The following is a 12,835-nucleotide window of genomic DNA, read 5'->3' as shown; positions in this document are numbered from 1 at the left end:
GCACTCGCTGGCATCAACCCAGCGGCGTCAGTTCCTGTAACTGCTCGCTGGTGGGAAAGCCGGTCGTGCGATAGCGCGGAGGATAGACACTGGCCGGTGTCAGCAGCGTTGCGACCCTGGGCACCAGCTCATCCCATGCGAACACCTGGGTCCGGGCGCTGCCATCCTCCTGCGGCTCGACCAGGACCACCCGGTCGGTCTGGGGCAGCAGGCTGTCGACGCTCTGTGTCCAACTGCACATCGAGAAGGTCCGGCTGTCGTCCTCCGAGCGCTGGTAGAGCATGTAGGAGGCCACGAACACGTCTTCCTGCTGCTCTTCATGGATCTTGTCGAGCAGTTCCTTCTGCGTGTGGTAGGTACCCTGCAGCAGCAGGTGTTCCAGGGTGGCAAGACGCGCCTTGAGCGCTTCGTTCCCGGCCTGGAAGGGGACGATGTCCTGCTCCTGGTAGGTGTAGATCTGGCTGGAGACGGCCCGGCCGTTTTCCATCGCCTTGAAGCTGACCTCGACCATCTGGGCCATGCCTTGCTCGTCCTTGTCGCCGGTCACCATCAGCACGTCGTTGGTGGGGATCATGAACACCGGGCGGCCCTTGATCGGGGCACGCTGCAGGACATCCGGCAGCAGCACCCGGCTGATGTCGTAACCGTCGCCCCAGCGACCCAGATACAGCCCCGGGATGATGGGTTCGAAGGCCTCCGGCGTCGTTTCCCGCAGGTTCTGCACCGCGCTCGACAAGGCTTCGTCGAAGGTCACGCCCCAGCTTTCCTCCGGCCCCTTGGTCAAGGTGGCCGTGGATTCGGGGGAATCGACCGCCAGCAGCATCACGCAGTCCTTGCCCAGGGCGCGGTGGACCACCGTGTAGGGGGCTGCCCAGCCTTCGCTGCGAACATGATGCAGGCGCACTTCATCCAGCATGCCGAGGTTGCGAATGACCGGCCGCAGCGCGGGGCGGACCTGTGCGAAGGTTTGCGGGGTCTTGCTCTTGGTGTTGAGCAGCGTGGCCACGTAGCCGTCGAGTACGGCGGCCTTCTTCGGCTTCTCAGCCTTCTGGTAGTCGCGAAACGCGTTGTGAAGGTTGAAGTAGCCACCGTTGCCGTGCAGCAGCCGAAACTCATCGGGCACGTATTCGAGGTGGTCGCCATAGCCGGCCTGACGAGCGGCCTGGATGAACTTCCGGGCGAACTCTTCTTCGGTCAGCGGGCGATTGAAGAGTTTGCCGAGTAGGGTGCCGAACATGCGCGACGTTCTCCTTGAGTGCGAAGGCGTTATGGTGCGGGGTGAACAGGGCGGGGGTAAAGCACCTGCACGCAGCGCCGTGTGCCGCTCACGGCCCGGCAGCCGCCCTGTAGCGATTCTGGATGCGCTCCAGCTCGCCTGACTGACGCATGTGTTCCAGTGCGCGAGCCCAGTTGGCGACCACCTGGTCGTCGGAGTCGAGGCTGAAGGCGATGTAGAGTGAGGACCGGTACAGCTCGATGGGAACCTGCCGCAGTGTGCCGGGCTCGATGCCCAACTGGCGGCAGTAGTAGGCCACGCCGGCATCGGTGTCGCCGACGACGATCTCGGTGCGTCCGGCCAGCAGCATGCGATAGAGCTGCTGGCTCCCGGTGGCGCTTTTCTCGAGGTTCTGGAAGCCCTGCGCCTGCAGGGTGTCGGGGATCAGGCCGGCATGCCGGGTGGTGATGCGTGGAGCCTGCATCAGTTGCTCCAGGGTAGTCACCGGCTGCCGCGTATTGGCCAACTGGTAGGGATGAATGGATTCCTCCGCGATGGGCCCGACCCATTTGTACAAGGGCTCGCGCTCCGCCGTGCGAAACAGCGAATACATGATGGTCCTGGGCTGGTTCTGCAAGGAACGGGTGGCGCGCATGCTGGGCACCATCATCATGTCGAACTCGTCGCCGGTCATTGCCATGATGCCCCGTACCACCTCCGTGGCCATGCCGGTGAGTTGGCCGTTCTCCAGATAGTTGTACGGCGCCCACTCCTCGGTGACGACCTGATAGTGCTCGGCCCTGGCGGGAGTGCCGGGCAGCAGGCAGAACAGCACTGCAACAAGTACCGAATACTTCACGTCTTGGGCCTGGTGAGCTGTGGGGTGATCAAGGAAGGGTATGGTTCAACGGCTAGCGTGAGTATAGACACTAAACCCCTGAGAACGGTTCTCATGGGCTGCGGATGTTCAATTCTGTTAAGGCTGGAGGAAGGGCTATACGGCAAAGTGTGTGGCAATCGTTAGGGGTGAGGTGCTCGTGCATCAGCACTGTCACGTTGATGGAGCTGATCTACGGCGCTGAAAAATCCTCGAACCCTGAGCGCAACCTGGCTGATGTCGAGGGCTTTGCAGCACGCCTGGAGGTGCTGGCTTATGATCAGGCCGCAGCGGTACACACTGGCCAGCTTCGTGCAGAGTTGGCCAGGGTTGGACAGCCCATTGGTCCCTATGACCAGATGATTGCAGGGCATGCCCGCTCCCAGGGACTTATTGTCGTCACTAACAACGCCATTTGAGTCGGGTTGGGTGGTGTTACTGGCACCACCCTCGGAAAACCAACAGTCAGTAGACCCCACCCCCCGACGTTGCGGGTTGTCCGGTTTCCTTGAAACGCGCCGCCAGCGTCTGCAATCCACGCATCAGCACCGTGGTGTCGACGCCCACCGCGACGAACAGTGCGCCCAGTGCCAGGTAGCGTCGAGCCAGTGTCTCGTCCGCACTCAGAATCCCCGCCGCCTTGCCAGCCTTGCCCACCCGCAGGATGGCATCCTCGATCGCCGCCTGCACTTGCGGATGGCCCGGATTGCCGCGATGGCCCATCGACGCCGACAGGTCGGCCGGGCCGATGAACACCCCGTCCACGCCCTCGACCGCAGCGATTTCGTCGAGGTTGGCCAGGCCCTCGCGGTTCTCGATCTGCACCAGCAGGCACATCTGCTCATCGGCCTTGTCCAGGTAGCCGGGCAGCGTGTTCCAGCGCGAGGCCCGGGCCAGGGCGCTGCCCACGCCGCGAATGCCCTTGGGCGGGTAGCTGATGGCGCGGACCAGTTCCCGTGCCTGCTCCGCGGTCTCGACCATCGGCACCAGCAGGGTCTGCGCGCCGATGTCCAGCACCTGCTTGATCAGCGCGGTGTCGCCGATGACCGGGCGGATGATCGGCTGTGACGGGTAGGGCGCCATCGCCTGCAACTGGCCGAGCAGGCTGCGCAGGTCGTTCGGGGCGTGTTCGCCGTCGATCAGCAGCCAGTCGAAACCGGCATTGGCCGCCAGTTCCGCGCAGTAGGCATCGGCCAGCCCCAGCCAGAGGCCGATCTGTGGCTCCCTGGCTTTGAGGCGAGCCTTGAAGGTATTGATCAGCATGAGCGTGTCCTCCGGTTCAGACGAAGCGGCAGGCGATGCTGCCGAGCAGGTCGTAGTCGACGTGGAAGGTATCGCCAGGGTTGGCGGCGACCGGACGGGTGAACGAGCCACCGAGGATGATCTGTCCAGGCAGCAGAGTGACGTCGTACGGTGCCAGCTTGTTCGCCAGCCACGCCACGCCCTTGGCCGGGTGGTTGAGCACCGCGGCGCTGACGCCGGATTCCTCGATCACGCCATTGCGGTACAGCACCGCCGGCACCTTGCGCAGATCGATGTCGGTCGGTCGTACGGCGCGGCCACCCATGACCACGCCGGCGTTGGCGGCGTTGTCGGAGATGGTGTCGAAGACCTTGCGCGTGGCCTTGGTCTGCGGGTCGATCTGCTGGATGCGCGCATCGATGATTTCCAGGGCGGGGATCACCCACTCGGTGGCGTCGAGCACGTCGAACACTGTGCAGTTGGGGCCCTTGAGCGGCTTGCCGAGGATGAACGCCAGCTCCACTTCGACCCGCGGGACGATGAAGCGCTCGAAGGGAATGTCGCTGCCTTCGTCGAAGAACATGTCGTCGAGCAACGCGCCGTAGTCCGGCTCGGTGATGTTCGACGACACCTGCATGGCACGCGAGGTCAGGCCGATCTTGTGGCCGACCAGCTTGCGGCCGCCTTCGATCTTTTTCGCGACCCAGGCGCGCTGGATCGCGTAGGCGTCCTCGATGGTGATGCCGGGGTGGTCGAGCGAGAACTGGCGGACCTGTTCGCGCGAACGTTCGGCCTGGTCGAGGCGGGCGGCGGCTTGCTGGATCAAGGTGGAGTCGAGCATGGAGGCAATCTCTTTCAAGGGTTGACGGTGGCGGCCCGGGTGCGCAGCACCAGCAGGCCGCCGAAGACGATGAACAGGGCCAGGATGTGCAGGGCCAGGCTCGGGCTGTGGGTGGTGTCGCGCATCCAGCCGATGAAGTAGGGGGTGAGGAACGAGGCGATGCTGCCCAGGGAACTGATCAGGGCGATGCCGGTGCCTTGGGTCCGGTCATTGAGGTAGGCCGGCGGCAGTTGCCAGAACATCGGCAGAGCGGCGCTGGCGCCCATGCCGGCGATGATCAGCCCGGCCATCACCGGTAGCGGCTGCTCCGGTGCGAGGCCGGCCAGGGCGATGCCGAAGGCGGCCATCAGCAGCGGCACGCACAGGTGCCAGCGGCGCTCCCGGCGACGGTCCGAAGAGCGGCCGCAGGCGAGCATGAACACGCAGCCGATCAGGTACGGCAGTGCGCTGAGCAGGCCGACGCTGGCGTCGTTGCCGATGCCGGCGCCATGGATCAGGCTCGGCATCCAGAACGCCAGGGTGTTGACCGCCAGCATCACCGCGCAATAGATCGCCACCAGCAGCCAGATCGCCCGGTTCGCCAGCAGGCCGGCGAAGGAGGTGACCACCTTGCGCTGTTCCTCGCGGCCGAATGCCTCGCGCAGGGCGGCTTTCTGCCCGTCGTCGAGCCAGGCCACGCTTTCGAAATGCTCCGGCAGCACCGCCAGCACCAGCAGGCCGAGCAGGATCACCGGCGCGCCCTCAAGCAGGAACATCCATTGCCAGCCGGCCAGGCCGGCGGTGTTGTGCATGAGGCTGAGAATGGCACCGGACAGCGGTCCGCCGACCACGCCCGCCAGGGGCACGGCAATCGCGAACAGCGCGGTCACCTGCGCCCGGCGCCCGGCCGGATACCAACGGTTGAGGTACACCAGAATGCCTGGGAAGAAGCCGGCCTCGGCCGCCCCCAGGGCAAAGCGCAACAGGTAGAACACGCCGCTGCTGTCGATCAGCAGCATGCTGGTCGACAGCGCGCCCCACACCACCATCAGCGTGGCGATCCAGCGCCGTGGCCCGATCCGCTCCAGCGCCAGGTTGCTCGGCACGCCGAACAGCGCGTAGGCAATGAAGAACAGCCCGGCACCCAGGCCGTAGACCGTATCGCTCAGGTGCAGGTCGGCGGCCATCTGCATCTTGGCGAAGCCGATATTGATCCGGTCCAGGTGCGCGAACAGGTAGCACACCAGCAGCAGTGGAATCAGTCGCCAGGTCACCTGGCGGTGAGCGCTGGCAGCAGGGTCCTGTGCCGCGCACAGGGTCGAGGCGGAGTGGGGCGTGCTCATGGTCTTGTACTTTTTATGGGATGAGACGGGATGGGCTCAGGCGCGGCCGTTGAACAGCGGGTGCAGGCTGCTGTGCTTGCCGTCGTAGACCTGGGCCTGGCTTTCGTCGATCTGCAGGGTGATGCCGATCGGTCGTCGCTTTACCAGCGGGTCCAGGACTTCCTTCAGCACCGCCAGCAGGCTGTCGCCGACCGCACTGTGCACGGCCCGGCTGCGCCCTTGGCCCATGCGCAGGTTGGCGTAGAGAAAGCCGTAGTCACCCCGGCCGTCGGCCACCGCGCAATGCGCGGCGGGGTAGGCCAGCACCCGGGTGCCGCCGGTGGGAAACACCGCCTTGCCGCTTTCGTCGCGGGCCTGGAGCATGGTGTCGGCCAGGCGTCGGCACAGCGACGGGATATCGGCCTCGGCCTCAAGGTCCGGGGTGTAGAGCAATACCAGATGGGGCATGAGCGGCTCCTGGAGTCAAAGGCGGTTGGCAAGGCCGACCGACGCGGGGTTGGAGGCCTGGGCGGCGGGGATCGCCGAACCGTCCTGGGGCGTGACCGGGAACAGGGCGTTGATCTGCCCGGTGCCGGAGGAGCCGAAGTACGGGGTCAGCACTTCGACATGGCCGTCATAGGCCGACCAGCCGAGTGCACCGAGCAGCATCGCCGTGTCATGCATGAAACCTTCGCCGTGGCCCTTGGCGGCGTATTCCGGGAGCATCGCGCAGAAGTCCGCCCATTCGGCGTCTTCCCACATTTTCACCACGCGGTTGTCCAGGGTTTCCAGGAACGGGCTCCAGACCTTGGTGGCGAAATCCGGCGCCTGGCCGTTCTGGGCAAAGCGATGGGACAGCGAGCCGCTGGCGAGAAACGCCACGGTACCGTCGTAGTGGTCCTCGACCGCCTTGCGCATGGCCCAGCCCAGGCGCGCGCTGTCGGCGAGGAAGTGCGAGGTGCACAGGGCCGAGACCGAGACCACCTTGAAATGCTGGTCCTGGTTCATGTAGCGCATCGGCACCAGCGTGCCGTATTCCGGGCCCAGGGTGGTGGCGTGGTGGGCCATGGTCTCGACCCCGAAGCGGTTGCAGGTGTCGGCCAGCAGCTTGCCCAGTTCACTGTTGCCGGGAAAGGCGTAGGGCATGTTGCTGATGAAGTGCGGCAGCTCGTTGCTGGTGTAGACGCCCTCGAAGTGCGGGCTGCAGAGCACGTGGTAGTTGGCGTTGACCAGCCAGTGGGTGTCGAACACGACGATGGTGTCCACGCCCAGTTCGCGGCAGCGTCGGCTGATCTCGTGATGCCCGTCGATGGCGGCCTGGCGGAAGCCCTGGCGTGGGCCGGGCAGTTCGGACAGGTACATGGACGGCACGTGGGTGATCTTGGCGGCCAGAGCGAGCTTGCCCATGGGGTTCTCCGGTAGTTGATTGTTGTTGTAGGCCCGCGTCGGCGGTAGGAGCCGGCCGGGCCGGCTCCAGCAGGATCAAGTTACACGCCCCAGCGCGGGATGTGGTGGCTGCCCATGGAGATGCACACGTTCTTGATCTCGGCGAACACCTCGAAGCTGTACTGGCCGCCTTCGCGGCCGGTGCCCGAGCCTTTCACACCGCCGAACGGCTGACGCAGGTCGCGCACGTTCTGGCTGTTGATGAACACCATGCCGGCCTCGATGCCGCGGGCCAGGCGATGAGCCTTGCCGATGTCCTGGGTCCAGATGTAGGAGGCCAGGCCGTACTCGGTGTCGTTGGCCAGCTTGAGCGCTTCGGCTTCGTCCTTGAACGGGATCAGGCAGACCACCGGGCCGAAGATCTCTTCCTGGGCGATGCGCATGCTGTTGTTCACGTCGGCGAACACGGTCGGCTGGATGAACTGACCTTTTGCCAGGTGCGCCGGCAGGTTGGCCGGGCGCTCCAGGCCACCGGCGAGCAGGGTGGCGCCTTCCTCGATGCCGATGCGGATGTAGCCGGTGACCTTGTCGTAGTGCTGCTGGGTGATCATCGAGCCGACCTGGGTCTTCGGATCGGTCGGGTCACCGACGATCAGGCGTTTGGCCCGTGCAGCGAACTCGGCGACGAATTGCGGGTAGACGCTTTCCTGGATGAAGATCCGGCTGCCGGCGGTGCAACGCTCGCCGTTGAGCGAGAAGATGGTGAACAGCGCGGCGTCCAGTGCACGTTCCAGATCGGCGTCTTCGAAGATCAGCACGGGCGACTTGCCGCCCAGTTCCATGGAGTACTTCTTCAGGCCCGCGGTCTGCATGATCTTCCGGCCGGTGGCGGTGCCGCCGGTGAAGGAGATCGCCCGCACGTCCGGGTGACGCACCAGCGCGTCGCCGGCGGTCGCGCCGTAGCCCTGGATCACGTTCAGCACACCGTTGGGAATGCCGGCCTCGACCGCCAGGCGGCCCAGCTCGTTGGCGGTCAGCGGCGACAGCTCGGACATCTTCAGCACCGCAGTGTTGCCCAGCGCCAGGCAGGGCGCGGTCTTCCAGGTGGCGGTCATGAACGGCACGTTCCACGGCGACACCAGGCCACAGACACCCACTGGCTGGTACAGGGTGTAGTTGAGCATCTGGTCGTCGACCGGGTAGGTGTGGCCATCCATGCGGGTGCAGACTTCGGCGAAGAAATCGAAGTTGTGCGAGGCGCGTGGAATCAGCACGTTCCGGGTCTGGTGGATCGGCAGGCCGGTGTCCAGGGTCTCCAGCTCGGCCAGATGCGGCACGTTCTGGTCGATCAGCTCCCCGAGCTTGCGCATCAGCCGGGCGCGTTCCTTGGCCGGGGTGTTGGCCCACTTCGGAAAGGCTTCCTTGGCCGCAGCCACGGCCTGGGCGACTTCCTCGGCGCCGCCGCTGGCGACTTCACCGATCGCTTCGCCGGTGGCCGGGTTGTAGTTGATGAAGGTGTCTTTGCTCTCGACCTCACGGCCGTTGATCCAGTGCTTGATCATGCTGCTCATGCCTTGTTGTTCTTGAAGAAGTCAGTTTCACTGACGATTCGATTGACCAGGCGGCCCACGCCTTCCACTTCCACCACCACTTCATCGCCCGGCACCACGTCGGCCAGGCCCTCCGGCGTGCCGGTGGCGATCATGTCGCCCGGCTGCAGGGTCATGAAGCTGGAGAAGTATTCGATCAGGTACGGGATGTCGAAGATCATGTCCGCCGTGGTGCCTTCCTGCTTCAGTTCACCATTGATCCAGGTGCGCAGTTTCAGGTTCGACGGGTCCGGCACATCGGCGACATCGACGATCCACGGGCCGACCGGGGTGGTGGCGTCGCGGTTCTTCACCCGCAGGTTGGGGCGGTAGTAGTTTTCCAGGTAGTCGCGGATGGCGTAGTCGTTGCACACGGTGTAGCCGGCCAGGTACTGCAGGGCGTCCTCGCGCTTGACGTTCTTCGCCGGTTTGCCGATCACCGCGACCAGCTCGCACTCGTAGTGCATGTAGGTCACGCCGTCCGGGCGCCAGGTCTGCTGGTTGTGGCCGGTGTAGGTGCCCGGCGACTTGATGAACGCCAGAGGCTCGGTCGGCGGGGTGAAGGCCAGCTCGCGTGCGTGGTCGGCGTAGTTCAGGCCCAGGGCGAACATGTTGCCGGTGGCCGGTGGCAGCCAGGTGACCTGCTGCTCGCCGAGCACGCGGCCGTCTTCCAGGCGCACGCTGTGGTCAGCGTCGACCAGCACCGCATGCACGGCGCCTTCGAACTGGATACGGGCGTGTTTCATGGGCGTGGCTCCTGTTCGCTGACGATGTGGTTGGTCAGGCGTCCCAGACCTGTGATCTCGACGTCGACCCGGTCCCCCGGCTGCACATCGACGCGGCCTTCCGGGGTGCCGGTGATCAGTACGTCGCCGACATCCAGGGTCATGAACTCGCTCAGTTCGGCGATCAGCCTGGCCACGCCACGCACCTGGTTGGCGGTGGTGTTTTCCTGCACGACTGCGCCGTTGACCCACAGCTTGATGGTCAGCGTCTGCGGGTTGGGCACGTCCTGGGGCGGTACCAGCACCGGGCCGAGGGCACAGAAACCGTCGCGACACTTGGCCTTGACCGCCGGGCGGTAGTAGCTGTCTTCCGGCAGGCTGAATTCGTTGGCGATGGTGTAGCCGGCCACATGCTCCAGGGCCTGGGCCTCGCTGACCCGGCTGGCGCGCTTGCCGATCACCACGGCCAGGGCCGGGCCCGGCTGCAGGCGCTCGCCGGCGGGATGTTCGACGGTACCGTCGTGCTGGTTGCGGGTGTTGGGCGTCTTGATGAACAGCACCGGTTTGACCGGTGGTTCCTTGTAAGGCGCCGCGTTGAACTCGGGCAGGCGCTGGGCGAGCAGGCCTTGGTAGTTCAGGGCGATGCCGAACAGCGTTCCGTGGGCCGTGTCGTACAGGCTTCGGGGCATCTCGATCTCCTGGAGGGGCCTGGGGCCCGATATTGTTAATGTGTTAACGTTATAATTAAGATGTTAACGATCGTCAAGCCAGGTTGCGTCCGGCCAACTGTTCAAAGCCGGTAAAAGCGCGCAGCATGCAGCCATAACAACAAGGAATTCCCTGATGCGCAGCGAACGTTCGCCCATCCCCAACATCAACATCGGGCAGGTCTACGACCAGCGCTACAGCGATGCCGAGATCCACTACGACCGCCTGAGCAACCTGGCCGGGTTCTTCGGCCGCAACATGCCGGTGCACCGGCACGACCGCTTTTTCCAGGTGCACTACGTCAAGAGCGGTGCGGTACGGGTGTACCTGGACGACCGCCAGTTCGTCGAAAGCGGGCCGATGTTCTTCCTTACGCCGCCGACCATTCCGCATTCTTTCGTCACCGAGTTCGACGCCGACGGGCACGTGCTGACCGTGCGCCAGCAACTGGTCTGGCAACTGCTCGAAGAAGACCCGGCGCTCGCGCCGCCACCGCCGATGGCCCCGGCCTGCGTCGCCCTGGACCGGCTCGAAGGCGAGCAGTTGGCCGAGGCCAGGCGCCTGGAGCTGATGTTCGACGCGCTCAGGGAAGAGATCGAAGGACAGGCCAGCGGTCGTGCGCCCGCGCTGCATGCCCTGACGCGGCTGGTGCTGATCAGCCTGCTGCGGCTGTCGGCGCATTCGCTCACGGCGCAACCGGCGCGGCATGAGGACCTGCAGGTGTTTCACCGCTTCAACGCGCTGATCGAGGCCCATTACCTCGAGCACCTGCCGCTGGCGGCCTACGCCGAGCGCCTGGGCGTGACCGAGGCGCGGCTGAACGACATTTGCCGGCGCATCGCCGACCTGTCTTCCAAACGCCTGGTGCTCGAGCGCCTGATGCAGGAAGCGCGGCGCCTGCTGCTGTTCACCGGTCATTCGGCCAACGAGATCTGCTACCAGCTCGGCTTCAAGGACCCGGCCTATTTCAGCCGGTTCTTCCAGCGTTATGCGCAGATGACGCCGGGCGAGTACCGACAGCGTCAGGGCGGTTTCAGAGGATGACGGCATGGTGCGGCCTTGGGGTGAGAGCCTGTTGTGCCGTTATCGTGGCGGCGCCCGGAACGACGGCCAATGCCTTTTCCGGGCAAGCGCTGGTACTTTCCATGAACGGTGCCAGTGTCGCTTGCCACCGCCTGTCGCCGGCTCGTAAGCTGATCGGCCTTTCACTGACCTTGTCCTGAAGATGCCCGTGCCACGTCCCTCACTGACCCTTTCGTTGCTCCAGGCCCGCGAAGCCGCGATGGCCTTTTTCCGTCCGTCGCTCAACGCCCACGATCTGACCGAGCAGCAGTGGCGGATCATCCGCATCCTGCGCCAGAACGGTGAGCTGGAGAGTTACCAGTTGGCCGAGAAGGCCTGCATCCTCAAGCCGAGCATGTCCGGGGTGCTGGTGCGCATGGAGCGCGACGGACTGGTGCGCCGTTTCAAATCCAGCGAGGACCAGCGACGCATGTTCGTCGCCCTGACCGAGGCCGGTCAGCGGCGGTTTGTCGAGATGGCCGATGACATGGAGTTGAACTACCAGCGCCTGGTGTCGCGCCTGGGCGAAGACAAGCTGGCACTGCTGCACGAGCTGCTCGACGAGCTGAAAGCCATCGAGCCGTGACAGACGTCGGGGTGGCCAGGGGGTCGTGAAAAGTACAATCGGCCCTGTGGAACGTCCATTTTCCCAGCGGGGGCTGCGGGAAATACTGGAGGGGAGTCCAATAATAATTCGGTACCCCCCCATGAAACAGCCCAACCCGCTGCTCGAAGACCTCAAGGCCATTCTGCCGACCATCGCCGCCAATGCCGCGCAGGCGGAAAAGGACCGCCAGGTCCCCGCCGAAAACATTGCCCTGCTCAAGCAGATCGGCTTGCACCGGGCGTTCCTGCCCAAGGTCTACGGTGGCCTGGAAATCTCCCTGCCGCAGTTCTGCGACTGCATCGCCCTGCTGGCGGGTGCCTGTGCCAGCACCGCCTGGGCGATGAGCCTGCTGTGCACCCACAGCCACCAGATGGCGATGTTCTCCAAGCAGATGCAGGACGAGATCTGGGGCGAAAACCCCGATGCCACCGCCAGCAGCTCGATCGCGCCGTTCGGCAAGGTCGAAGAAGTCGAGGGCGGGGTGATGTTCAGCGGCCAGATGGGCTGGAGCAGCGGTTGCGACCATGCCGAATGGGCGATCCTCGGCTGCCGCCGGCTCAACAGCGAAGGCGGCCAGGACTATTGCTTCGCCGTGCTGCCGCGCAGCGACTACGAAATCCGTGACGACTGGTTCTCCGCCGGCATCAAGGGCAGCGGTACCAAGACCCTGATCGTCGACAACGTGTTCGTCCCCAACCATCGCATCCAGAAAGCCAAGGACATGATGGAAGGCAAGTCAGACGGTTTCGGCCTGTACCCGGACAGCAAGATCTTCTACTCGCCGTACCGTCCGTACTTCGCCAGCGGTTTCGCCACCGTCAGCCTGGGCGTGGCCGAGCGCATGCTCGAAGCCTTCAAGGAAAAGACCCGCAACCGCGTGCGGGCCTATACCGGTGCCCAGGTCGGCGCCGCCACCCCGGCGCTGATGCGCCTGGCCGAATCCACCCACCAGGTGGCCGCTGCACGGGCCTTCCTGGAAAAGACCTGGACCGAGCACGCCGAGCACAGCGAAGCGCATCGCTACCCGAGCCGCGAGACCCTGGCCTTCTGGCGGACCAACCAGGGCTACGCGGTGAAGATGTGCATCCAGGCCGTCGACCGGCTGTTCGAAGCCGCCGGGGGCGGGGCGTGGATGGAGTCCAACGAGCTGCAACGGCTGTGGCGCGACTCGCACATGACCGGCGCGCATGCCTACACCGACTACGACGTCTGCACGCAGATCCTCGGCCGCGAGCTGATGGGCCTGGAACCCGATCCGAGCATGGTCTGAAACCGCTCCAT

General features: G+C 65.0%; 13 protein-coding genes and 1 pseudogene. 4 read left to right on the top strand and 10 right to left on the bottom strand.

Annotation, left to right across the window (positions count from 1 at the left end):
- Positions 1–13 precede the first annotated feature (13 nt).
- Both ACZ5KU_RS18545 and ACZ5KU_RS18540 read right to left on the bottom strand, forming a co-directional pair.
- The gene (locus ACZ5KU_RS18545) at positions 14–1,237 is read right to left on the bottom strand and encodes a DUF1444 domain-containing protein (protein WP_054057338.1); all 1,224 of its coding nucleotides are present in this window, start codon (positions 1,235–1,237) and stop codon (positions 14–16) included.
- 88 nt (positions 1,238–1,325) lie between these two features.
- Positions 1,326–2,075 carry a substrate-binding periplasmic protein gene (locus tag ACZ5KU_RS18540; protein ID WP_054057337.1) on the bottom strand — a complete coding sequence of 250 codons (750 nt, stop codon included), beginning with the start codon at positions 2,073–2,075 and terminating at the stop codon, positions 1,326–1,328.
- 179 nt (positions 2,076–2,254) lie between these two features.
- Between ACZ5KU_RS18540 and vapC the strand changes: the two are divergent.
- Positions 2,255–2,512 (top strand): annotated as a pseudogene (gene vapC / locus ACZ5KU_RS18535) (tRNA(fMet)-specific endonuclease VapC); the annotation flags it as partial.
- Positions 2,513–2,558: 46 nt separating this feature from the next.
- On the opposite strand, the gene hpaI reads toward vapC, so the two are convergent.
- The 8 genes from hpaI to ACZ5KU_RS18495 all read right to left on the bottom strand — a co-directional run bounded on the left by hpaI (position 2,559) and on the right by ACZ5KU_RS18495 (position 9,866).
- Positions 2,559–3,356 (bottom strand): 4-hydroxy-2-oxoheptanedioate aldolase, encoded by a 798-nt coding sequence (hpaI, locus tag ACZ5KU_RS18530; protein WP_054057335.1) that lies wholly within the window; start codon positions 3,354–3,356, stop codon positions 2,559–2,561.
- 16 nt (positions 3,357–3,372) lie between these two features.
- Positions 3,373–4,176: a 2-oxo-hept-4-ene-1,7-dioate hydratase gene (gene hpaH, locus ACZ5KU_RS18525; RefSeq protein ID WP_054057334.1), complete on the bottom strand. Its 804-nt coding sequence runs from the start codon at positions 4,174–4,176 to the stop codon at positions 3,373–3,375.
- Between the two features lie 14 nt (positions 4,177–4,190).
- A complete protein-coding gene (locus ACZ5KU_RS18520; RefSeq protein WP_054064256.1) occupies positions 4,191–5,498 on the bottom strand; it encodes an MFS transporter in 1,308 nt (435 codons plus the stop codon).
- 36 nt (positions 5,499–5,534) lie between these two features.
- On the bottom strand, positions 5,535–5,945 hold the full coding sequence (locus tag ACZ5KU_RS18515) for a 5-carboxymethyl-2-hydroxymuconate Delta-isomerase (protein ID WP_054057332.1): 411 nt from the start codon (positions 5,943–5,945) through the stop codon (positions 5,535–5,537).
- A gap of 15 nt (positions 5,946–5,960) precedes the next feature.
- Entirely contained in the window at positions 5,961–6,884 is a 924-nt protein-coding gene (hpaD, locus tag ACZ5KU_RS18510; protein ID WP_054064255.1) for a 3,4-dihydroxyphenylacetate 2,3-dioxygenase, read from the bottom strand.
- Between the two features lie 80 nt (positions 6,885–6,964).
- A complete protein-coding gene (gene hpaE / locus ACZ5KU_RS18505) occupies positions 6,965–8,425 on the bottom strand; it encodes a 5-carboxymethyl-2-hydroxymuconate semialdehyde dehydrogenase (RefSeq protein WP_273821031.1) in 1,461 nt (486 codons plus the stop codon).
- A gap of 5 nt (positions 8,426–8,430) precedes the next feature.
- Positions 8,431–9,198 (bottom strand): fumarylacetoacetate hydrolase family protein, encoded by a 768-nt coding sequence (locus ACZ5KU_RS18500; RefSeq protein ID WP_054064254.1) that lies wholly within the window; start codon positions 9,196–9,198, stop codon positions 8,431–8,433.
- On the bottom strand, positions 9,195–9,866 hold the full coding sequence (locus ACZ5KU_RS18495) for a fumarylacetoacetate hydrolase family protein (RefSeq protein WP_464735969.1): 672 nt from the start codon (positions 9,864–9,866) through the stop codon (positions 9,195–9,197). The genes ACZ5KU_RS18500 and ACZ5KU_RS18495 overlap by 4 nt, the downstream gene beginning before the upstream one ends.
- 154 nt (positions 9,867–10,020) lie before the next feature.
- On the opposite strand from ACZ5KU_RS18495, the gene hpaA reads away from it, so the two are divergent.
- From hpaA to ACZ5KU_RS18480, 3 genes are all read left to right on the top strand, one after another.
- Positions 10,021–10,929 carry a 4-hydroxyphenylacetate catabolism regulatory protein HpaA gene (hpaA, locus tag ACZ5KU_RS18490; protein WP_054057328.1) on the top strand — a complete coding sequence of 303 codons (909 nt, stop codon included), beginning with the start codon at positions 10,021–10,023 and terminating at the stop codon, positions 10,927–10,929.
- Between the two features lie 181 nt (positions 10,930–11,110).
- Positions 11,111–11,533, top strand: a complete 423-nt coding sequence (gene hpaR, locus ACZ5KU_RS18485) for a homoprotocatechuate degradation operon regulator HpaR (protein ID WP_054064252.1) — start codon at positions 11,111–11,113, stop codon at positions 11,531–11,533.
- Positions 11,534–11,654: 121 nt separating this feature from the next.
- On the top strand, positions 11,655–12,824 hold the full coding sequence (locus tag ACZ5KU_RS18480; RefSeq protein ID WP_054064251.1) for a p-hydroxyphenylacetate 3-hydroxylase oxygenase component: 1,170 nt from the start codon (positions 11,655–11,657) through the stop codon (positions 12,822–12,824).
- Positions 12,825–12,835: the final 11 nt, after the last annotated feature.

It is taken from the genome of Pseudomonas sp. Tof1 (assembly GCF_055390395.1).
This window is presented reverse-complemented; position numbering and strand designations above follow the sequence as displayed.